The organism is Gordonia mangrovi (assembly GCF_024734075.1).
Classification (GTDB): Bacteria; Actinomycetota; Actinomycetes; order Mycobacteriales; family Mycobacteriaceae; genus Gordonia; species Gordonia mangrovi.
This window is the reverse complement of record NZ_CP102850.1, coordinates 5,032,256-5,052,670: the sequence shown is the minus strand read 5'-3', so window position 1 is coordinate 5,052,670 and position 20,415 is coordinate 5,032,256. Positions and strand designations below refer to the sequence as shown.

The following is a 20,415-nucleotide window of genomic DNA, read 5'->3' as shown; positions in this document are numbered from 1 at the left end:
GATCCGGGCTATGGTGACTTCGTGTCGACGTCACCGGACCGATCGGATGGGAATCAGAAACATGCGGATCTCTCACTCGACCTGGGAATCTCGGCCGGCGTCGCCGCGCTTTTCCTTCTCCTGCGTGTTCTCGCAGTCTCGGAGTGGGACTGGCACACTGCGGCCGATGTCGCGGAGACCATTGATTTCGGCGACGCGATCCCGCTCGCGTTCGGTACCCTATTCGCCTGGCCCGCCCTCACCGGGACTCTGCTCGTCATCGTCCTACCGCTGGCGCTGATCTCAATCCTGAGATCGGGCAGAGGTGCGGTGCGGCAGTTGCGCCTGTCGGACCTCGTGCTCGTCGCGGCCGCGATGGCCGGTGTGGCGGCCCTGGTGACCAGCCTGAACGACTGGTGGGTCCTCGTCTGCGTGGTCGTTCTCCCGGTGGTGTTCGTCGGCGTGTGGCTGCTGAATACCCACGAGGGGGCACAAGCGATCACTACCGCGCTGACCCGGCGGGTCGGGCTCATCGGCATCATGGGCATTCTCGTGATAGCCGCGGTGGTGGACACACCGTGGATGTCTCGGGAGTCGATAGTCACGACTGCCGGGGAGTTCGAAGTGTACGTGCTCGAAACGGAGCCGGGATTCTTGAAGGTCCTTACCGTTGACGGTCGGCAGTTCGAAATCATCGACACATCGACGGTGCTGTCGCGAACCGTGGTGGACTGAGGGTCTCGGCAGCCGACCTCCGACAGGAGAATCACCGGTTGCACCGTCTTCGACAACCTCCGCGACGAAGTCGACCGTAAGGCGCGCAGTTGGTTTCGTGTGAGATCGTGGCCCGGCTCCTGGAGAGACCGATGTTGTCGGAACCCGTCGATAGTCTGCATCTGTTCGATCTACTCGCAACTGACCTTGGCTGGACCACAGCCAACCGTTGTTGTCGGTGCCGTCCGATAGCCTGACCGTAGTTCTCGTTTCCGCTCCGTTCGACGTTTCCGTGGCCCGCCTCGGGCTCGTGCAGAAAGGTCCGCTCGTGTTCTCCTTCACCGATCACGACGCCGACGACACGGTGTTGTCGGCGCCGCTCGACGGTGTCGCCGAGGAGATGGCCTACACCGACGGCGTGCGCGACATGCTGCGCCTGAGCCGCCAGTCCGAGGCCCGAGCCGTGCTCGGCGCCGGCATGATCGGCGACCGCGCCTACAACGACCGCATGAACGGCCAGGGCCCCTACGACAACTCCCGCTCACACACCAAAGCCCACAAACACGCCATCGGCGAGATCTCCCTACAACTGGGTATCACCCGCGGCAAAGCCGGCGAATGGTCCTCACTCGCGCAGATGCTGGCGCACCTGCCCAAGATCCGGTTGGCCTACCTCGCCGGGGACTTCAGCACCCACCGCGTCACCGAACTGGCCAAAAGCTCCCAAACCGCGCCCACAGGAGACCTACGCCCGCGCCTCAACGAAATCCTCGATGAAGCCCTTGGCCCCCGACCCACCCACAACGCCGGCACCAACGACGATGCGGCACAGGACCAACCGACCCCAGACGAGGCCGCCTGTGCCGATGGCGAAGCGACCCAGGACGCCGAGGCCCCGGCCGAGGCCCCGATTGATTTCGAGGACATCGCGCTGGAACTGGCCTACCGGCCCACCCCCGACACCGTGCTACGCGACGAACTCGACAGTGCGCTGATCAGCCTGGACCCCGACGCTCATGCCGAAGCGCGTGAGGACGTCGCCCAGATGTTCCAGAACGTCACCTTCGCCAAAGAAGCCTTCGGCCACATGGAGATGTCGGCCTGCCTGAGCGCCGAACACGCCATCCACCTGCAACACCGCATCGCCGCCCTCCTCGACGAACGCGTCTGCCGTCGCGACCCCCGCCGCGTCGGACACCGCCGCGCCGTCGCCCTCGCCGAAATCCACGGCGTCCCCGACGTGCGCCTGCAATGCGAATGCGGCTACGACACCTGCACCGCCCGCACCCATGTCCGTCCCGCACCTGCCGGCCGCGCGACCGCATCGGCGGCGAGCACGCCTCCGGCGACCGACGGCAAGAACGGCGTCGAACAGACCGGCGCCCACGGCGACAGCGCCCACAAGGACGACGCCGCAGAGAACGACGCCGCAGAGAAGGACGCCGCAGAGAAGGACGCCGCAGAGAAGGACGCCGAAAGGGCCGCGGAGGAAGTAGTTCTCGTCGACCACGCGGCGGTGACACCGGCCGCTGAAGGGTCGGTCACAGAGGACTCGGTTGCCGACAGGTCGGATACTGACGCCCCAGGCGAAGACGCAACCTCGACAGCTACCCCACCGGGTGATCACGACGAACCCCGTGGCCGCCGCGCCGAGTGTCGGCGTCCCGACACCATCGAGGCATTCGGCAGCGACGACGCGTGCGCCGACGAGCCCAAGAGCACCGACTCGGGTGGCATCGACTCAGGTGAGGCCACTCCTATCCTGGCCTGTCCTGACGCCCTGGCCGTCAGCGGCGCTGTCCGAACACGGTTCGCACCACCACCACCACCACCTGCCGGCTCATCAGCCCATTCTCGCCTCTGTCGGCCGTCGACCACGCCGCGCGCCGGCATGTTGCACCTGTATCGAGACCGGCGTTGTCGCCACCCCTAGAGGTGCGATGCCTCTTCGCGAGGCACGCACCGAACACTGAGCTCAGCCGACCTACCCGGCCGGCGGCTGCAGTGCGCCATCGCACTGCAGGGCCGTCTGTTCGCTGCAGTCTCGACGGCGATGCACACACGTCGACTTCGATTGCGCGGCAGGCTCTCGGTCCGTATTAGCCGCAGTTCGCCGACGTCCCCAGCACAGTGCACAACGCGTTCAGCGACTCGGGTTGTGCCCGGTAGTAGACGTTCATCCCTCGTCGCTCGGGTATCACCATGCCGGCCTTGCGCAATTGACCGAGGTGATGGCTGGTGGTGGCCTCGGTCAACCCGAGGCCGGTCGCGAGGTCGCAGGTACACACACCGTCGGCGTCGTCGGCGAGCAGGATGGACAGCAACTTGATTCGCGCCGGGTCTGCGAGTGCCTTGAGCCGCAGTGCGATCTCGAGGGCCGCCGCGTCGTCCACGGGAGCAGCGGAGACGGGTGCACAACATATCGGGCCACTGACATCGATGACGGGCAGAGACTTCGGCATGCATTCAGCTTACTCTGGCTATTGACATATGTCGAAAAGGTGGCACTCTGAGGTACGCCGGTAATTCGATATATGTCTCACTACAGAAGGTTGGTTGGTCATGTCCCGCATGCAACTCGCACTCAACGTCGACGATATGGATCAAGCCGTCGAGTTCTACTCGAAGCTGTTCAACACCGCGCCGGCGAAACTCAAGCCGGGCTACGCGAACTTCGCCATCGCCGAGCCGCCGCTGAAACTGGTCTTGCTGGAGAACCCCGGCCGGGGTGGCTCGATCAACCACCTGGGCGTGGAGGTCGAGTCCAGTGAACAGGTGCACGCCGAGATCGAACGACTGTCGGCCGAAGGGCTTTTCACCGAAGAGGAGATGAATACCACCTGTTGCTTCGCCACACAGGACAAGGTGTGGGTGACCGGCCCCGGCGACGAGAAGTGGGAGGTGTACACCGTGCTCGCCGACGCCGACCGGTTTGGTGACAGTCCGACACTGCTGGCGCAGGGTGGTGATGCGTCAGGGGATGCCGAATGCGGTTCGGTGTGCTGCAGCAGCACCGCCGCCGCGGACTCCTCGGTTGCCCACGACGCCGCCGATGCAAAGGCCGCATGCTGCTGAATTCGAGTGTGGAGCGGGCGTCGCCGCGGTGACCGCCCGCTCCACGCGTCAGGACGCGAGCCGCCGGGACAGATCGTTGATCCGGTCGACCAGCTCATCGCGGATGAGTCTCATCCGATCGATCCCCTCGATACCGCGTGCAGAGGGCTCGTCGATATCCCACACCTCGACCCGGGAATTGTCAGGTCCCTCGACCACGGCGGATGTACCGACCACAACGGTGAGGTCGGCGGACCGCATGAGGTCGTCGGTGAGTTGTCGGGGCGTGTGCCGGCTGATATCGGCGCCGACCTCGGCGAGCACCTCCACCGACAGATCATTGGGTGTGGCACCGAGCTTGGCCTCGGTGCCCGCCGACGAAGAGGTGATGGTGTCTGCGGCCAGCGCACGTGCGAGCCCCTCGGCCATCGCCGATTTTCCGCGATTGCTGACGCAGACGAACAACACCGAGGGAGCGCCGGTCATGGGGCGGTGCCTTGCTCCGCACGATCGAGTTCGGCGTCGAGTTCCTCGAGGAGTTCGACGACGAGCTGACGGATCTGATCCCGGATCGGCCGGACCGAGTCGACGCCCTTGCCGGCGGGGTCGTCCAAGGCCCAGTCCCGGTAGCTGACACCGGGAAACACCGGACACGCATCGCCGCAGCCCATGGTGATGACGACGTCGGATGTCTCGACGGTTTCCGGGGTCAGGATCTTGGGTGACTGTGCGGAGATGTCGATGCCGATCTCCGCCATCGCTTCGACGGCCGCTGGGTTGATGGTGTCAGCGGGTGCGGATCCGGCCGACCGGACCTCCACCCGATCGCCCCCGAGGGCGGCGAGGAAACCGGCCGCCATCTGGGAACGGCCGGCGTTGTGGACACACACGAACAGCACACTCGGAGTGGTCGCAGGCATGAAGACAGACCCCTTTCACGGGAAACGGCTAGAGATTCAGGCAGGTTGAACGGCAAGCTCGGCGAGCAGCTCTCGTACACGTGCGTCGAGATCGTCGCGGATGGCGCGTACCTCGTCGATGGGTCGACCGTCGGGGTCGGAGACCTTCCAGTCCAAGTAGCGTTTGCCCGGATAGATCGGGCACGCATCCCCGCAGCCCATCGAGACCACCACGTCGGCGGCGGCCACCACATCGTCGGTGAGCGGTTTGGGAAACTCGGCTCCCAGATCGATGTCGATTTCACCCATCGCTTGCACCACGGTCGGGTTGATCGAACCGACCGGCGCCGACCCGGCCGAGCGCACGTGAACCCGGCCTTGCGCGTGCCGCGCCAGCAGGCCGGCCGCCATCTGTGACCGGCCCGCATTGTGGACGCAGATGAACAGCACCTCCGGTACATCCTTCGGCAGCATCCCCTCGGCCTGCGCCAGCGCCTGCAGTCGGTCCGCGGCGAACCGACCCGCCAACGTCGTCAGATGGGCCTGGATTCGGGCGGTGCGACGCAGTGCCGCATAGGATTCGAACACACAGCGTTCGACCGTTTGCCGCGACACGATCCCCTCGTACTTGATTGCCAGGTTCCCGGCAATGCGCGCGAGCGTGGTGTGCGGCATCAGAAGCTCGGGTTGGGCTCGATGCTCACCGTGCCGTAACTCTTCTTCGAGCGGGTTCTCAGACATCGCGAACAGACTCCTTCGATTCATCAAGTGATGGCTCCTGTCGGCCACCGGTGAAGCGTTTGCGCAGTGCGAGTGACACGTAGACGAGCGCCACCAACACCGGGACCTCGATGAGCGGACCGATCACGCCGGCCAACGCCTGACCCGACGACGCCCCATAGGTCGCGATCGCAACGGCGATGGCCAGCTCGAAGTTGTTGCCGGCTGCGGTGAACGCCAACGTGGTGGTCCGTGCGTAGCCGAGACCCATCACAGCGCCCAGGAGGAAACCGCCACCCCACATCACCGCGAAGTAGATCAGCAGCGGCAGGGCGATCCGGACGACGTCCCACGGATGAGAGGTGATCTGCTCTCCCTGCAGCGCGAACAGAATGACGATCGTGAACAACAATCCGTACAGAGCCCACGGTCCCAGTCGCGGCAAGAAGGTGCTCTCGTACCATTCCCGGCCCTTGGCGCGCTCGCCCAGCCGGCGGGTCAGGTAGCCGGCCAACAGCGGGATCCCGAGGAAGATCAGCACCGATTTGGCGATCGCCCACGGCGATGTGTCGATCGTGGTCTGCTCGAGTCCGAGCCAGCCGGGCAGCACCGAGAGGTAGAACCATCCGAGCACGGCGAACATCACGACCTGGAAGATCGAGTTCAACGCCACAAGAACAGCCGCGGCCTCGCGATCGCCACAGGCCAGGTCGTTCCAGATGATGACCATCGCGATACACCGCGCCAGCCCCACGATGATCAGGCCGGTGCGATACTCCGGCAGATCCGGCAATAACAGCCAGGCCAGGGTGAACATCAATGCGGGACCGATGATCCAGTTCAGCAGCAGGGAGCCGATCAGCAGACGCCGGTCGCCGGTCACCGAATCGAGCCGGTCATAGCGGACCTTGGCCAGCACCGGGTACATCATGATCAGCAGGCCGAGCGCGATCGGCAGTGATATGCCGTCGATCTCGACCGAGGCGAGCGCGTCACCGAGCCCCGGAATGATCCGGCCGAGAAGCAGCCCCGCCACCATCGCCGCGCCGATCCATACCGGCAGGAATCGGTCGAGTACTGACAGGCGTCCGGCAACCCCGGTGTCCGCGGCGCTCATTCGGGCACCTCGCAGGAACGCGACTCCCCCACCACCGAGGACAGCTCACCCAACAGTCCGGCGAGTTGCGCCAGCGCCTCGGTATTGACCCGGTAATACACCCACGTCGCGCGGCGTTCACTGGTCACCAGCCCCGCCTCGCGCAGCACCTTCAGGTGATGGCTGATCGTCGGCTGTGACAAGTCGAACGGTCCCGAGATGTCGCAGACGCAGGCTTCACCGCCGGGCGACGCCGCGACTTCGCTGAGGAGTCGTAACCGCACCGGGTCGCCGAGCGCCTTCAGGGCCGGCGCCGATGACGCCGCCCGCGCTGCACTCAGGCCACCACCAACGGTGGCCAGGGAAAGCTCTTGATTCGACATGCGTCAATATTCACACACATCGAAGTAAGGTGACAATCGGATGCACCCGGCCGCTCACATCGGGTGATGCGGATACAGGTGCCAGCGCTCCAGCTCGGTGAGGAAGATGTGCGAGCGGCCGAGCAGCCCGGCCAGTGCGGCGCGATCAGGAGCGTCCTCGGCCGACGCCCCGGTCACGTCGGTTGCGGCCCGCCGTAGGTCGCGCAGTCTCCGGTCGATCTCGGGGTCGTCTGGTCCCCAATCCGAGTTGGAGTCTCCGTCGGGGTGATAGCGATGGCGGAAGTGCTCGATCACCCGGGTGACCGCACTGTCGAGCAGAACGCCGTGCCAACGCGCCGTCGGCAGCACCTCGGTGGCGGTCGCGAACCGCAGTTGCAGCGTGATCAGGCTGGCCGCGTGAATTGCGGTCGCGAGCGACGCCTCGGGGTCGCGGGAGTGGAAGTAGTACAGGATCGGAAACCGCTGAGTGCTCTCATCGAGCTGGATCAGATCGTGATGCAGTGCCTGCAGACGCGACGGTCCGCCGTTGGCGACCAGTTGTGCAGCCTCGTGGTCGTTGCGCACACAAGCGAGTTCGCCGGCCATGACCCGGATTTCGGAGACGCGTGGATAGACCGCGAGCACGTAGGCGATCGCGGCACCGAAGACAGCGAGCCCTGCGCCGGCCTCGGCCACCGTCAGCAGTTGCAGCACATCGTTCTCGGCGACCAGATCCCCGAAGCCGACCGTCGTCAACGAGGCGCCGCTCAGGTACAGCGCTTCGGGCAGAGCCTGCACGACCGTGCGCCCCGGCGGCAGGGAACTCAGCTGATCTGGATAACCCGCGAAGACCAGACCGAACCCGAGCCACAGCCCGAGAACCCAGCCGGCGAGCTGGGCCAGCATCATCGTAGGTGCCGCGAAACCGACGATCGCTTCACGATGCAGTCGCCCCGCCGCCGTCAACGACATCCGCCAGATCATCTTCATGGTCGACTGGCTCAACGGTCCCCGACGCGTCGGATGCAGGACGGTCAGCAGCAGATCGGTTGTCGTGAGCGCGATCAGCACAACGCCGACGACAACCGCAACGGCCGTCATCGGGCGCCGGTGGGAGTCGGGGCACCACCGGTCAGAACACGCGGCCCGAGGTAATGGACCACGTCGAGCGCGGTCATCAGCCCCAACCGGCGTTGGCCCGGCGGATGACCGAGCAATTCGGTCGCCTTGCCGACGCGTTGCAGGATCGTGTTGCGGTGGGTGTGCATGTGCTCGGCTGCCACCGAAGCATTGTCGGCCGCGGCGAGGTACACCCGCAGCGTGGCGCGCAGCCGTGCGCCTCGTTCGTCGTCGGAGGCGAGTGCACCCAGTGTGGCGGCGACGAACTGGGCAGCGTCCCGTTCGTCACGCGCAAGCGCGGCGATCGGCGCGATGTCGTCGAAGGCGACCAGGCGTTCGCCGCCCGGATTCTCGGCGACGAGCTGTTCGACGACGAGCGCGTCGGCGTGCGACGACCGAAAGCCGGCAAGACCCTCGCGTGTGGGCCCCATGGCCACCCGGACACCGGCGGGCGCCCGGGTCACGGTGTGCCGCAGCTCCGCGACCGAGGTGAACGCTTCGCCGGGAAGCCATGCCCACACCGCGCGGACGCCGGCCGAGATGGTCAACGGCGGGCGAGCCCGCACGGCGCGGGCGAGCGAGGTGGCAACCGATTCCAGGGTGCCGTCATCACCGGCCGAATCCTGGAGCCACAGGACCGCGGCGGTGTGTCGCTGCGCCAGTTCGTAGCCGAGTCGGCCGGCGGCCACCCGTTCGTCGATCGGTGCGCCATCGAGGATGAGGCGGACGGTCTCGGTCCGACGCGCGAGCGCACCGCCCTGCATCTCCTCGCGAATCCGTTGCGCCTCGGCCACCAGTTCGAGGAGTACGCGGTCGACATAGGTGAACATGACTTCCGCGAAGCGGTCGATCACGTCCACGAGCTCCGGTCCCGGCGGTGTCATGGTGGGTGCGAGTCGCATGAAGTGCTGCCACACCACGGTCTGACCGCGCCGGTATGCCTGGAACATCACGTCGAGGTCGAGTCCGCGGCGCACCACCGTGCGCAACACGTCGAGCGCTTCGCGCGGCGGCGTAGCGGGACCTGTGCTGCGGGTGTCAAAGCGCAGTCCGTGCAGCACTGCGGTGATATTGGCGCGGTTGCTCGCCGACATCTCCTCCGCGATGGCCCGGTCGGCGGCCAGACTCGGCACGATCTCGGACTCGGCGTCGTTCATGGCCTCGACGAGCTCGTCGAGGTCGGCGAGCATGCGATCGGCAATGTCGGCAATGAGCCGGTCCTGGGCCATCGTCACGATGTCACTCTATGTGCCCAGAGCCATGCGGGATGGGAAAATATGTACCTGGTGACATAGTTCGCGCCGTGTGGCGACCCTACCGTGATCTCCATCACGATGTCACCGATCATCCAGGAGGCTCACCATGGTCCCCCACACACCCACATTCGCCACCGATTTCGAGGTCGTCATCATCGGCGCCGGCATTTCCGGGATCGGCGCGGCCTACCACCTCAAGACCAAGCGACCGACCACATCGTTCGCGATCCTCGAGGGACGCTCGGCGCTCGGCGGCACCTGGGACCTATTTCGCTATCCGGGCATCCGGTCGGATTCGGACATGCCCTCGTTCGGGTTCGGGTTCAAGCCGTGGACGCACCGGCAGTCCATCGCCGACGCCCAGGTCATCCTCGACTACCTCAACGAGACCGTCGACGAGAACGACATCCGCACGCACATCCACCACGACACCAAGGTCGAGGGCGCCGATTTCGATTCCCGGACCGGACGTTGGACGATCCACGCCATCGACGCGCACACGCACGAACCCAGGTCGTACACGGCCCGCTTCGTCTACTCCGGCACCGGCTACTACAACTACGAGGCCGGCTATACCCCGGAGTTCCCGGGCCGTGACACGTTCAGCGGTCAGATCATCCATCCCCAGCACTGGCCCGAGGATCTCGACTACACCGGCAAGAAGGTCGTGGTGATCGGCAGCGGTGCCACCGCGGTGACGCTGATCCCGGCGATGGCTGCCGAGGCGTCCCACGTCACGATGCTGCAGCGCTCCCCCAGCTATGTCCTGTCGCTGCCCGGTGAGGATGCCATCGCCAACACGATGAACAGGGTCATCGGACCCGACAAGGCCTATCGAATCATCCGGCGCAAGAACATCGCGCTCAACCGGGGCATCTTCAAGGCCAGCAAGCGCGCGCCGACGCTCATCCGCACGCTGCTGATGGCCGACGTGAAGCGGCGACTGCCCAAGGGATATGACGTCGACACCCACTTCAACCCCAGCTACGACCCGTGGGATCAGCGGCTGTGCATGGTGCCCAACGGTGATCTGTTCACGGCGATCTCGTCCGGCCGGGCGTCGGTGGTGACCGACCACATCGACAGCTTCACCGAGACCGGTATCGCGCTGACATCCGGTCAGCATCTCGATGCCGACATCATCGTGACAGCCACCGGCCTGGACCTGTTGCCGTTCGGCGGCATCGACCTGAGCGTCGACGGCGAGCAGGTCGACGTGAGGGACACGGTCGTCTACAAGTCCATGATGCTCAGCGGTGTACCCAATTTCGTCTTCGCGATCGGCTACACGAACATCGCCTGGACCTTGAAGGTCGACCTCGTCTGCTCCCATATGGTGAGGCTGCTCGATCACATGGACGAGCAGGGTCGCGACGTCGTGACCCCCGTCCTGGCCGACTCGACAATGGACCGCGCCCCGCTGCTCGACATGAGCTCGGGCTACGTGCAGCGCCGAATCGGCGCGTTCCCGAAGGCAGGCACCACCGGACCGTGGACGGTCAAGATGTCGTATGAGGCCGACATCGAGCGTCTCGAGCACGGCCCCGTCGACGACCCCGAGCTGAAGTTCGACGTGGTCGAGGTCGCGACCGTGGCGGTCGCCTCATGACGCAACGAGGTCTGCGCGCGCACCTCGCTGGAGGTCGCATTCAACCGGCCGATCACACAGGCGCCACAGGTCACCTGCCCGATGCTCGTGCAGATCGGCAGCAACGACCGGGTGGCCCCACCGGATGCGGCCCGCAGGGCCGCGCCGCGCCGGTGGCCCGACCGTCAAGACGATGGCCTGACGACGCCGCCGATGCAGCTCGAATGTGTTGTCGGCCCAATGTGATAGACGAATTGGCCGGAACTCTGCGGTTCCCGGCGGTGGTTGCGGCCGTTGCCTCTGCCCCGCTCATGCGAGAAGCTGGAAGTGTCATCACACTCTCGCATCAGGAGGAATGATGCACGCGCAAGCAGGAGATTGGCTCGAGGTCGAACAATCGGTGCTCGGCAAGGAACCGGAGCGCGGGTTGATCGAGGAAGTGCGGTCGAGCGATGGCTCGCCTCCGTACGTCGTCCGCTGGGAGGATGCCGACCATACTGCCCTGGTATATCCGGGGCCGGACGCGATCATACGAACCGCTGCGGAGGTCGAGGCGCTGAACTCCGCGCGAGCCGAACAGGTGTCCCACCTGCAGGAGGAGCTCGCGCGTCGGCAGCACGCCGACGGGTGACGGCCGACGGTCCGGTATCGGACGGTCAGCGGGACCGTCCGACCCGGTCGGCGTGTGCACTGCGTCGACCCTGATACTGCACATAGACTCGGTGCAGCGGTGCCGCAGGGAGTGTCGAATCGGCCGACCGATCACGGGGCGCCGGATTCGACGAGAGGTGGCGCAGGGTGTCGGTGGCGGTGCGCATCGACGGCTTTCAGCGCCGCCATCCCCGCACGGGGTATCCCCTCGCGGTCGCGTACAAGTTCTTCGATGATCAGGGCGGCTACCTCGCCGCGCTGATCACGTATTACGGCTTCATCTCACTGTTTCCGCTGATGCTGGTGTTCACGTCGGTACTGGGTTTCGTCCTCGAGGGGAATCCCGAACTCCAGGAACAGATCGTCGACTCGGCGCTCTCCCAGATCCCGGTCGTCGGTGATCAGCTCGGCGAACAGGGTCAACTAAGCGGTTCGGCGACCGCGGTGACCATCGGTGTGGTGAGCGCCGTCTACGGTGCGCTGGGTGTCTCGGTCGCGATCCAGAACGCGATGAACATCGTATGGGCGGTGCCGCGTAACAAGCGGCCCAATCCGATCCAGGTCCGGCTCAGGGGTGCGATGCTGCTGTCCACGGTGGGGCTCGCGGTCATCGGGCTGACCATCCTCAATGGTGTCACCGCGGCCATCGATCTCGGCGGGGATGGACGTCTCCTGGCGCTGGTGGGCCCGGTGATCCTGTATGCCGCCGTGTTCGTCGTCGGATTCCGGTTCGGCACCGCCCGGGAGGTGAGCGTTCGCGACGTTCTTCCCGGCGCCATCACCGCCGCGATCGGCTGGCAGGCGTTGCAGACCTTCGGCAGCGTGTTCGTTCAGCGGGTCATCGCCAATGCCACCGCCACCAACGGCGTGTTCGCGGTCGTCCTGGGCCTGCTGGCCTTCCTCTACCTCGCCTCGGTGATGGCGGTCGTGTGTATGGAGATCAACACAGTACGGGTCGACCGACTCTACCCGCGATCCCTGCTGACCCCGTTCACCGACAATGTGGTGCTCACCCGCGGGGATCGAGCGGCCTACCAGGCTCAAGCGCAGGCTCAGCGGCACAAAGGGTTCCAGGAGATCGATGTGACATTCGGTCGGCGCGACCGCAGCGATTCACCGCCCGTCGATGACCCGACCCCGCCAGCCACCCGGTGACGTCGCTGCGACTCCGGACACTTCGGGCTCGGCGCACTCCCGGCCCGCTGTGACATGCTGAACGCGTGACGTTATCCGGCAACATCGACGGCGTGCGCTACGACACGATCCACGGGCTCGACGTGGTCGTGGTGGAGACACCCACGGCCACCGCGTCCATCTCCCTGTTCGGTGGGCAGGTGGTGTCCTTTGTGGCGGCGGGTGCCACCACCGACGTCATGTGGTTGTCGCCTCTCGTCGCCTCCCCGCCCACCCCGATCCGCGGTGGCGTGCCGGTGTGCTGGCCGTATTTCGGCCGCGAGGGACAGCCCGACGATGCGCCGTCGCACGGATATGCGCGCACCGCGATGTGGGAGGTGATCGATGGTCGGACAACCGATTTCGGAGGCACCGAACTCACATTCGCACCGCAAGGGATCGAGCAGGTGGCGCTGCACGTGCAGCTGACGGTGCGGGTGGGTGACGCTCTGGAACAACAACTGCGCACCCACAACCCCGGTTCCGAGACGATCACGATGACCGAGGCCTTCCACAACTACCTCCGGGTGGCCGATGTCGGTTCGGTGCGGGTCGCCGGGCTGGGCGGATTGACCTACCTGGACAAGTTCGACGACATGAGAACCCACCCACAGCACGGTGATTGGGTCCTCCCCGCCGATGACCCGCGCAGCGACCGCATCTATCCCGGGGCAGGCGGCGAGTACCGGCTCATCGACCCGGTCCTGCAGCGGGCGATCGACGTGACGGTGCACGGCGGTCAGAGCGCGGTGGTGTGGAATCCCGGCGAACACGGTGCGGCGGGTATGGCCGATGTCGGCCCGCACTGGCGAGAGTTCGTGTGCGTTGAGGCCGCCAATGCCGGACCTGACGTGATCGATGTTCCGGCCGGCGGCACCCACACGCTGACCCAGACGATTTCGGTCACACCCCTGTGACGCGGCACTGACCACATCATGTTTCGCCGCGGATGTGTTACGGCTGTTTGGCGTGGGATACGCCGACCACCACCCGGACCTCGTCGGCGACCTTCAGCGACCCCATCATCAGTGAGTACGGGCGGATGCCGAAGTCCTTCTGCGAGATCGTGGTTTCCGCCGCGATCTCCCACCGATCGTCGATGTCGGTGACGAGCAGATCGATCGTCCGGGGACGGCTGCGCCCGTGGATGGTGAGGGAGCCGTCGGCACGGAACCCGTCGGCCGTTGCCGTGAGCTCGTGGGAGACATAGCTGATCTCGCCGAACTTGTCCGCGTCCAACGACTTCAGCGCGTTGCCCCGGGCCACCGATCTCTCCGCGGCGGTCATCGGGGTCAGTCCGCCCGCACCGGAGACGACGGTCAGGGAGTCAACCGACACGGTCGCCGCGAGCCCGGTCGGTTCGTCACCTTCCCAGGTCACCTCCGCCGACCACTCCCGCATCTCGATGGTCAGTCGGTGTCCGGCCCGTGATGCGCGACCGGCCACGCCGGTGTGGACGGTGACCGACCCGGACGACCCATTCAGATGCCAGTTCGTGTCCGCCACGGCTGACAGCCTACGTCGGTTCCGGGTGAGTCGATATCCGCCGCCACGGATCGCAAACCCGGCGAGGCCACAATCCTGCACCCCCGGCCAAAAGCCGGCGACTCGCCCCACGCCTTCCACCGTCCCCGTAGCATCGCGCCGGTGAACGAAGACAGGATTGCGCTCGCCATCGACGACGCGGGCGTTGCACAGGTCACCCTGAATCGCGCAGACAAACACAACGCACTCGACAGCGCCATGTTCGATGCCCTCCTGGAGGTCACCGCCGCCCTGCGTGTGGATCGCCGGGTGCGTGCGGTGGTCGTGCACGGGGCGGGCAAGAGTTTCTGCTCCGGCCTGGACATCACGAGTCTCGGCCAAGGCGGTGGCGCGGCGTCGCTGCTCGACCGCGACGACGACCAGATCGCCAACCGGGCGCAACGTGTGTCGGTCGACTGGGCGACGGTGCCGGCGCCGGTCATCGCCGCGATCACCGGCAACTGCTTCGGCGGCGGTCTGCAGATCGCGCTCGGCGCCGACATCCGATACGCCACACCCGACGCCCGGCTGTCGATCATGGAGATCAAATGGGGTCTCGTGCCGGACATGGGAATCACCCAGACCCTTCCGCGGCTGTTGCCGGCGGACGTAGCCAAGGAACTCACCTTCACCGGTCGAATCGTGTCGGGCACCGAAGCACACGCCCTGGGGCTGGTGACGCGTGCCGTCGACGACCCACTGGCGGCAGCGCTCGACCTGGCCCACGACATCGCGGCGAAGTCCCCGCACGCGATCCAGGCCGCCAAGAAGCTCTACGACCAGACGTGGTCGGGTGCGGATCCGGCCGCCGCTCTGATGCTGGAAAGCGAGTTGCAGGTGGGGCTGATGGGTTCGCCCAATCAGCTCGAAGCGGTGCACGCCGGCATGGCGCGGCGCGACCCCAGCTACGCCGACCCCGACTGACCTTCCGGCAGGTCCGCCGGCCGAGCCCGGCGCCGGCACAGCGCTCCGATCCGGCCCTCGCTAGGCTGCGGGAGGTGAGTGCGCCGGCCGGCGGACTCGACGCCGAGCAACACCTGAGGTGAACGTGAACGACGACGTGCAGTGGGTCGGTGATGCTTCGCTGTTCGAACCGGGACTGAACTGCTGCGAGGTCGCTCACGCTGATCGGTTGGCCTGCATCGTCGACGCCGCCGACTATTTTCGTCTCGCCAAATCGGCGATGCTCGGTGCACGTCGGCGCATCATGTTGATCGGATGGGATTTCGACACCCGCATCGAGCTCGAACCGGATGGAGCGACCCTGGACGGGCCCAACAAGTTGGGCGATTTCCTGAATTGGCTACCGGACAACAAGCCCGATCTGGACGTGTACCTGCTCAAGTGGAGTGTGGGCGCGCTGGCCGCGATCACCCGCGGGATGACCCCGATCTTCATCCTGAACTGGCTGAATCACCCGCGGGTCCACCTCCAGATCGACACCCGGCACCCGGTGAAGGCGGCACATCATCAGAAGATCGTCGTCATCGACGACACCATCGCGTTCTGCGGCGGAATCGACATGACCGTCGACAGGTGGGACCGCTCCGGACATCCCGACGACGACCGTCACCGGATCACACCCAACGGCAAGACCTACAGTCCGTGGCACGACGCGACCACCGCGGTCGACGGGGCCGCAGCGCGCGCGGTGGCTGCCATTGCCCGCAGCCGCTGGGAGGTGGCCACCGGCGAGAGTCTCGAGCCGGTCACCGACGTCACCGAGACACACTGGCCCGACGATCTGGAGCCGACGATGCGCGCGGTGGACGTTGCGGTGGCCCGCACTCTGCCTCGGCTGGGTGACCGCAGCGAGGTCCGCGAGATCGAACAGCTGTATCTCACCGTGATCCGCAGTGCGCGCCGCCACCTCTACATCGAGAGCCAGTATCTGGCCGCCCGGACGCTCGTCGACGCGATGATCGAACGACTTGGCGAACCTGACGGCCCGGAGATCGTGGTGGTATTGCCCCGCAACGCCGACGGCTGGCTGGAGCAGAAGGCGATGGACGGCGCCCGCGAGAGGTTGCTGCGCGCGCTCTGGAACGCTGATCGCCACGATCGGTTCCGGGCGTTCTACCCGGTGACCGAGGGCGGGCAGCCGATCTACGTGCACGCCAAGGTACTGGTGATGGACGACGCATTGTTGCGTGTCGGTTCGTCGAACCTGAACAACCGGTCCCTGGGTCTGGACAGTGAATGCGATCTGGCCGTCGAGGTCACCGCCGACGACCCGCTCCGCGACGAGCATCGCCGGCAGATCCGAGAGGTGCGCGACCGACTGGTGGCCGAGCACCTGGGCATGTCGGCGGATCGGTGGCGTGCGGAGTTCGAAGCCTGGGGCTCACTGGTCGGGGCCATCGACGCGCTGCGCGGCTCGGGCAAGACGCTGCGCGAGTTCGACCGCGCCACGGTCGAGGGCGAGGCCAGTCCCCTCGCCGAGAACGATCTGGTCGACCCGGAGACCGCCACGCGCTCAGCGATTCTCGAACGCAGCTATCGCATCCTGGCGTCTGCGCCGCTGCGCCGGCAGGCACGGCACGCCCACCGCACGCGCAGTTGACGACTGCCGTGGCGGGACGTGCTCGTCAGACCGGTCCCGCGTGGCTCAACCGGACCAGACCGTCCACGCCGGCCGCCGAGCACTCGGCGAGGCGGGCGGTTGCGGCACGGACATGCGGGGTGTCGCGCTCCGACGGGTCGATGCGCGAGGGATTCAGCGCGCACGCGTGTGCCCAGGCCGCGATATCGGGCTCGGCGTTGAACACGCGCGTCGCCGCGCTGCCCCGGGCCTGCATCTGTATCCAGTCGAGCGGGCGGTCGGGCAGGCGGTTGGGCGGACACAGCCGGTTGCGCTCGCGGTCGTCGTCGCGGGTGGCCGCCACATAGCCGGCGAGCGCGGCATTGAAACAGGGGAACCCGGCCCGGACCTGTTGGAGCCGAATCCGATCGGTGCCGAAGATCGGCACCAGTGGTGGGTAGTGTAGCCCCGACGCTGCGCAATGCACCACCACGGAACCGGGTGGCAGTGCCACCGAACCGTGCTCGAGCACGATCTCGCGCGCGGTCACCGAACGGATGTGGCCGAGCCGGACCACTCGCTCGATGGTCCGCAGCAGCGCCAACTCCCATTCGGCGAGTGTCGGGGCCTTGGCCATCGTCGGGGTCACCGCCGGGTCGATGCGCAGCATGACTCCGGCGTCCTCGAGACGCACAAACAGGTCGTCGACGTCGGTCGCCTGCGCGGCGGCGACCATGGTGTCGGCGGCCAGATGCAGTGCGACCAAGGGATCCGGTTGCACCACCGACCGATTCAACATCCACGGCTCGCGTGGCCGCACCCAGACAATGCGGTCGGGATCCACGTCGTGGCCGAGCAACCACACGATGGCGTCGGTGGCCGTCTTCCCCGAACCGACGATGACGAAGTGATCGGGCACGGTGGTCAACGTCGCGAGCTCGCCGACCGGTATCACCGGCACGTCGTCGGCGACGGCGAACGGGGCCGGTGTTGTCGCCGGGATCGTCGGCGCCGAATACGTCGCGTCCACCACCCGGCGGCGGACGTCGATCGAGCAGGTCCGACCCGAGACCCGGGAGGTCACCAGATGGGTGTCGTGCTCGACGTGATGCTCGCTGGACCCCAGGAAGGTGACCCGGCCGGAGTCCACGAGTCGACGTCGCAGGACGTCGTCGAAATAGGCGACTATCTCGGGTTGCCGAGCCCGTTCACCGAGACCACGTTCGGGTCCTCCTTGTTGGATGGCACCGGTTCCCAGCGCAGTGGAGGCCACTCCGTAGAACACCGAAGCCTGGTGCAGCTGTACGAACGGGTAGGTGTCGAGCCAGTGGCCGCCGGCAGTATGCCGACGATCCACGAGGGTCACGTGTACGTCGGCGTGATCGACCAGGGCATCGGTGAACGCCATACCCATCGCCCCAGCCCCGACGACGAGATAGTCGGTGGTGATCGTTGCGCTCACCGGGGCTCGCCTCCCTGTCGTCCGACGCGAGGATGGTCTTTGTATCGTAGCCGAGCGAAGCCGCGAAACCCGATGCTTGACCTTGACACTGTGACAAGGTGTTGCATGGTCGGTGAAGGAGGTGATCGTGATGATCACACAGGCTCAGTACATCGAGATCCGCCATGCGTTCGGTGCTGCGGCGGCATCGACCCGACTGAAGGCCGCGATCGCCGTGGGCACAAGCACCGACGAGCGCTTTCTGGACCTCGTCGTGCAGCGGTGCGGCGTCGAGACGGACTTCTTCGTCCGCGACATGATGACGTGGGCGCTGTGCCGGTTGCCCACCGGCACGGTCGTCGAGAGGCTGGTCGACGAACTGGCCTCGGACAACCCGCAAGCGCGTGGTCAGGCACTGCACACCTTGTCCAAAATCGGTGATCGGCAGGCATTCTCGGCAGTGGCGCCGTTGGTCCATGACACCGACGACGAGGTCGCGCGGGCGGCCTGGCGGGCCGCGGTGGCGTTGGTCGACCCCGCCGCCGGGCGAGGTCTCGCCGAGCAACTCGCGATCGAGTTGGGCCGCGGCGACGAGGACCTGCAGCTCAGTCTGGCCCGGGCGTTTGTCGCCCTGGGCGACGCGGGTGAGCAGGTCCTCGATGCCGCAGCATCCGCTGCGGACGACCGCATTCGTTCGCAAGTCGCGGCCACCCAACGCCTCATCCGTGATCCCGACTCGGGTTTCGATCTGGCGCTCGAGACGGCCCGGCGGGTGTCGGTGAGTGCGATGTGCAAGCGGCACAGTGCTGATCGGTGAGGTGTCATAGTGCTGATCGGTGAGGTCGCGCAGCGTTGCGGTGTCAGTGCGCGAATGCTGCGTCACTACGATCGGCTGGGTCTGGTCACCCCCACCGGTCGCACCTCGGGTGGCTATCGGGAGTACTCGGCCGATGACGTGCGCAGACTCTTCCATGTGGAGAGTCTGCGCACGTTGGGCCTCACTCTCGACGAGGTGAAAGACGCGCTCGCCGAACCCGATTTCACCCCGGACGCGCTGATCACCGAGGTGATGTCGCGAACCCGCGAGCGGATTGCGGCCGAGCAGGCGGTGCTCACCCGGCTGGAGCGCGTGCAACGGTCTGCGCCGGCCGATTGGGCGGACGTGGTGCACGTCGTCACCCGGGCCCGCGCACTGGAGTCCGACTCGGGCGCCCGGCGCCAACAGGCCGTGCTCGCCGCGGCCGCCGACACCGCCATTGCGGTCGACGACCTGGTGGCCGCGGTCCTCGCCGAGCAGGACGTGAATGTTGCCGGTGCCCTTCGATGGGCGCTGGCGCGTCACGGTGTTCGGGCACTGCCCGGGCTGGTCGATGGTCTGGATGCGGCAGACGCCGCCATTCGGCGCCGAGCGGTGGTCGCCATCGCCGGGATCGAGGACCCGAAAGCCCTGGTGCCGTTGCGGAGCGCTCTCGGCGATGGCGACATCGACGTCCAGGACCGCGCCGCGGTCGCGCTGGCGCATCGCGGCGATGCCACCGGACTGTCCGTGCTTATCGCCATGGTCGGCGCCGGGCGACGCGATGTCGAGGCGGCTGAAGCTCTCGGTCGGCTCAGCGTGCACGAACCCACCGACATCGTCGACCTTGTGCAGGAGTCCTACGACGCGGCTACCGACGACGCGTCCCGGGTCCGGATCACCCAGGCGCTCGGCGAGATCGACTCTCCCGCTGCGGGTGTGATGCTCGCCAGACTGTCCGCGGCCCCGAACCGGACCGTCGCGGCCACCGCACGGGTCATCCTCGATGGCCGGACCGGTCGGTGACGCACGGCGTCAGGCCGCCAGCAGCGCATCGATCTGGTTGATCGCACTGGATGCGCCCTCGACAACCCCCATCTCGAGGACCTTCTGGAGCCCTTCGGCGGTCTCATAGGTGCTCGTGTACGTGGCCACCGTGCGGCCGCCCTCCGCCCGGAATCGGTAGACGTTGTAGGAGACCGGGAGCGACTCGACGGGATTGAACTCGTCGTCGGCGAAACCGTCGTCGAAGGTGAACTCGGTGGGTGCGTCGACGGTCCGGATCACCCAGTAGCCGGCGAACTTCTCCCCTTCCGGGCTGGTCATGTAGTACGTGACACGTGCGCCGGGCTCGAGGCTGTGCTCCACGAAGGTCGCCGGGTATGTCGGCGGTCCCCAGATCGTCTCCAGTTGACGCGGATCGGCGTAGATCTGCCAGATGCGTTCCACCGGAGCGTCGAATTTCGCGGTGATGGTGAGTGTCCGGCTGTCGATATCATGAGAGACGTTGGTGACAGGCATG

22 protein-coding genes are annotated in these 20,415 nt (G+C 66.4%); 11 read left to right on the top strand and 11 right to left on the bottom strand.

Annotated features, from left to right (window positions below):
* Positions 1 to 21 precede the first annotated feature (21 nt).
* Positions 22 to 714: a hypothetical protein gene (locus tag NWF22_RS22890; protein WP_258321252.1), complete on the top strand. Its 693-nt coding sequence runs from the start codon at positions 22 to 24 to the stop codon at positions 712 to 714.
* Between the two features lie 307 nt (positions 715 to 1,021).
* Positions 1,022 to 2,626, top strand: a complete 1,605-nt coding sequence (locus tag NWF22_RS22885) for a hypothetical protein (RefSeq protein ID WP_160902243.1) — start codon at positions 1,022 to 1,024, stop codon at positions 2,624 to 2,626.
* Positions 2,627 to 2,792: 166 nt separating this feature from the next.
* Here NWF22_RS22885 and NWF22_RS22880 read toward each other — a convergent pair whose 3' ends face one another.
* Positions 2,793 to 3,155, bottom strand: a complete 363-nt coding sequence (locus NWF22_RS22880) for an Rv2640c family ArsR-like transcriptional regulator (RefSeq protein WP_160902244.1) — start codon at positions 3,153 to 3,155, stop codon at positions 2,793 to 2,795.
* Positions 3,156 to 3,255: 100 nt separating this feature from the next.
* Between NWF22_RS22880 and NWF22_RS22875 the strand changes: the two genes are divergently transcribed.
* Entirely contained in the window at positions 3,256 to 3,768 is a 513-nt protein-coding gene (locus NWF22_RS22875; RefSeq protein WP_202398587.1) for an ArsI/CadI family heavy metal resistance metalloenzyme, read from the top strand.
* 48 nt (positions 3,769 to 3,816) lie between these two features.
* Here the strand turns inward: NWF22_RS22875 and NWF22_RS22870 are convergent, their stop codons facing one another.
* From NWF22_RS22870 to NWF22_RS22840, 7 genes are read right to left on the bottom strand one after another with little or no spacing between them, the layout of a single operon-like run.
* The gene (locus tag NWF22_RS22870) at positions 3,817 to 4,233 is read right to left on the bottom strand and encodes an arsenate-mycothiol transferase ArsC (RefSeq protein ID WP_160902246.1); all 417 of its coding nucleotides are present in this window, start codon (positions 4,231 to 4,233) and stop codon (positions 3,817 to 3,819) included.
* Entirely contained in the window at positions 4,230 to 4,667 is a 438-nt protein-coding gene (locus tag NWF22_RS22865) for an arsenate reductase ArsC (RefSeq protein ID WP_160902247.1), read from the bottom strand. Before NWF22_RS22865 ends, NWF22_RS22870 begins: the two co-directional genes overlap by 4 nt.
* Positions 4,668 to 4,703: 36 nt before the next feature.
* Complete coding sequence (locus tag NWF22_RS22860; RefSeq protein ID WP_160902248.1) at positions 4,704 to 5,387, bottom strand: arsenate reductase/protein-tyrosine-phosphatase family protein; 684 nt, start codon at positions 5,385 to 5,387, stop codon at positions 4,704 to 4,706.
* Positions 5,380 to 6,483 carry an ACR3 family arsenite efflux transporter gene (gene arsB / locus NWF22_RS22855; protein WP_160902249.1) on the bottom strand — a complete coding sequence of 368 codons (1,104 nt, stop codon included), beginning with the start codon at positions 6,481 to 6,483 and terminating at the stop codon, positions 5,380 to 5,382. Before arsB ends, NWF22_RS22860 begins: the two co-directional genes overlap by 8 nt.
* Positions 6,480 to 6,845, bottom strand: a complete 366-nt coding sequence (locus NWF22_RS22850) for an ArsR/SmtB family transcription factor (RefSeq protein WP_160902250.1) — start codon at positions 6,843 to 6,845, stop codon at positions 6,480 to 6,482. Before NWF22_RS22850 ends, arsB begins: the two co-directional genes overlap by 4 nt.
* 54 nt (positions 6,846 to 6,899) lie before the next feature.
* Positions 6,900 to 7,925 carry a potassium channel family protein gene (locus NWF22_RS22845; protein ID WP_160902251.1) on the bottom strand — a complete coding sequence of 342 codons (1,026 nt, stop codon included), beginning with the start codon at positions 7,923 to 7,925 and terminating at the stop codon, positions 6,900 to 6,902.
* Entirely contained in the window at positions 7,922 to 9,172 is a 1,251-nt protein-coding gene (locus NWF22_RS22840; protein ID WP_160902767.1) for a PucR family transcriptional regulator, read from the bottom strand. Before NWF22_RS22840 ends, NWF22_RS22845 begins: the two co-directional genes overlap by 4 nt.
* A 133-nt stretch (positions 9,173 to 9,305) precedes the next feature.
* On the opposite strand from NWF22_RS22840, the gene NWF22_RS22835 reads away from it, so the two are divergent.
* The 4 genes from NWF22_RS22835 (at position 9,306) to NWF22_RS22820 (ending at position 13,528) form a co-directional block, all read left to right on the top strand.
* On the top strand, positions 9,306 to 10,808 hold the full coding sequence (locus NWF22_RS22835; RefSeq protein ID WP_202398588.1) for a flavin-containing monooxygenase: 1,503 nt from the start codon (positions 9,306 to 9,308) through the stop codon (positions 10,806 to 10,808).
* A gap of 334 nt (positions 10,809 to 11,142) precedes the next feature.
* Positions 11,143 to 11,418, top strand: a complete 276-nt coding sequence (locus tag NWF22_RS22830; protein ID WP_233751157.1) for a DUF1918 domain-containing protein — start codon at positions 11,143 to 11,145, stop codon at positions 11,416 to 11,418.
* Between the two features lie 167 nt (positions 11,419 to 11,585).
* Positions 11,586 to 12,593 carry a YihY/virulence factor BrkB family protein gene (locus NWF22_RS22825; RefSeq protein WP_160902252.1) on the top strand — a complete coding sequence of 336 codons (1,008 nt, stop codon included), beginning with the start codon at positions 11,586 to 11,588 and terminating at the stop codon, positions 12,591 to 12,593.
* 65 nt (positions 12,594 to 12,658) lie between these two features.
* On the top strand, positions 12,659 to 13,528 hold the full coding sequence (locus NWF22_RS22820; RefSeq protein WP_258321251.1) for a D-hexose-6-phosphate mutarotase: 870 nt from the start codon (positions 12,659 to 12,661) through the stop codon (positions 13,526 to 13,528).
* A gap of 37 nt (positions 13,529 to 13,565) precedes the next feature.
* Here the strand turns inward: NWF22_RS22820 and NWF22_RS22815 are convergent, their stop codons facing one another.
* On the bottom strand, positions 13,566 to 14,117 hold the full coding sequence (locus NWF22_RS22815; RefSeq protein WP_160902253.1) for a YceI family protein: 552 nt from the start codon (positions 14,115 to 14,117) through the stop codon (positions 13,566 to 13,568).
* A gap of 141 nt (positions 14,118 to 14,258) precedes the next feature.
* Here NWF22_RS22815 and NWF22_RS22810 point away from each other — a divergent pair, with 141 nt between their 5' ends.
* Positions 14,259 to 15,059, top strand: coding sequence for a crotonase/enoyl-CoA hydratase family protein (locus NWF22_RS22810; protein ID WP_160902254.1), 801 nt, complete (start codon positions 14,259 to 14,261; stop codon positions 15,057 to 15,059).
* 124 nt (positions 15,060 to 15,183) lie between these two features.
* Complete coding sequence (locus tag NWF22_RS22805) at positions 15,184 to 16,698, top strand: phospholipase D-like domain-containing protein (protein WP_373691966.1); 1,515 nt, start codon at positions 15,184 to 15,186, stop codon at positions 16,696 to 16,698.
* A 25-nt stretch (positions 16,699 to 16,723) separates the two neighbouring features.
* Here NWF22_RS22805 and NWF22_RS22800 read toward each other — a convergent pair whose 3' ends face one another.
* Positions 16,724 to 18,118 (bottom strand): NAD(P)-binding protein, encoded by a 1,395-nt coding sequence (locus NWF22_RS22800; protein ID WP_258321250.1) that lies wholly within the window; start codon positions 18,116 to 18,118, stop codon positions 16,724 to 16,726.
* Between the two features lie 130 nt (positions 18,119 to 18,248).
* On the opposite strand from NWF22_RS22800, the gene NWF22_RS22795 reads away from it, so the two are divergent.
* Together NWF22_RS22795 and NWF22_RS22790 are read left to right on the top strand one after the other, a co-directional pair.
* Complete coding sequence (locus NWF22_RS22795) at positions 18,249 to 18,914, top strand: HEAT repeat domain-containing protein (protein ID WP_160902772.1); 666 nt, start codon at positions 18,249 to 18,251, stop codon at positions 18,912 to 18,914.
* A 9-nt stretch (positions 18,915 to 18,923) separates the two neighbouring features.
* The gene (locus NWF22_RS22790; RefSeq protein ID WP_160902255.1) at positions 18,924 to 19,919 is read left to right on the top strand and encodes a MerR family transcriptional regulator; all 996 of its coding nucleotides are present in this window, start codon (positions 18,924 to 18,926) and stop codon (positions 19,917 to 19,919) included.
* Between the two features lie 9 nt (positions 19,920 to 19,928).
* Here the strand turns inward: NWF22_RS22790 and NWF22_RS22785 are convergent, their stop codons facing one another.
* The gene (locus NWF22_RS22785) at positions 19,929 to 20,414 is read right to left on the bottom strand and encodes an SRPBCC family protein (RefSeq protein WP_160902256.1); all 486 of its coding nucleotides are present in this window, start codon (positions 20,412 to 20,414) and stop codon (positions 19,929 to 19,931) included.
* Between the last annotated feature and the right edge of the window lies 1 nt (position 20,415).

Excerpts from the sequence above, each read along its gene's own strand:
- NWF22_RS22880 (WP_160902244.1), bottom strand. The coding sequence starts at position 3,155 with ATGCCGAAGTCTCTGCCCGTCATCGATGTCAGTGGCCCGATATGTTGT.
- NWF22_RS22875 (WP_202398587.1), top strand. The coding sequence starts at position 3,256 with ATGTCCCGCATGCAACTCGCACTCAACGTCGACGATATGGATCAAGCC.
- NWF22_RS22870 (WP_160902246.1), bottom strand. The coding sequence starts at position 4,233 with ATGACCGGCGCTCCCTCGGTGTTGTTCGTCTGCGTCAGCAATCGCGGA.
- NWF22_RS22865 (WP_160902247.1), bottom strand. The coding sequence starts at position 4,667 with ATGCCTGCGACCACTCCGAGTGTGCTGTTCGTGTGTGTCCACAACGCC.
- NWF22_RS22860 (WP_160902248.1), bottom strand. The coding sequence starts at position 5,387 with ATGTCTGAGAACCCGCTCGAAGAAGAGTTACGGCACGGTGAGCATCGA.
- arsB (WP_160902249.1), bottom strand. The coding sequence starts at position 6,483 with ATGAGCGCCGCGGACACCGGGGTTGCCGGACGCCTGTCAGTACTCGAC.
- NWF22_RS22850 (WP_160902250.1), bottom strand. The coding sequence starts at position 6,845 with ATGTCGAATCAAGAGCTTTCCCTGGCCACCGTTGGTGGTGGCCTGAGT.
- NWF22_RS22845 (WP_160902251.1), bottom strand. The coding sequence starts at position 7,925 with ATGACGGCCGTTGCGGTTGTCGTCGGCGTTGTGCTGATCGCGCTCACG.
- NWF22_RS22840 (WP_160902767.1), bottom strand. The coding sequence starts at position 9,172 with ATGGCCCAGGACCGGCTCATTGCCGACATTGCCGATCGCATGCTCGCC.
- NWF22_RS22835 (WP_202398588.1), top strand. The coding sequence starts at position 9,306 with ATGGTCCCCCACACACCCACATTCGCCACCGATTTCGAGGTCGTCATC.
- NWF22_RS22830 (WP_233751157.1), top strand. The coding sequence starts at position 11,143 with ATGATGCACGCGCAAGCAGGAGATTGGCTCGAGGTCGAACAATCGGTG.
- NWF22_RS22795 (WP_160902772.1), top strand. The coding sequence starts at position 18,249 with ATGATCACACAGGCTCAGTACATCGAGATCCGCCATGCGTTCGGTGCT.
- NWF22_RS22785 (WP_160902256.1), bottom strand. The coding sequence starts at position 20,414 with ATGCCTGTCACCAACGTCTCTCATGATATCGACAGCCGGACACTCACC.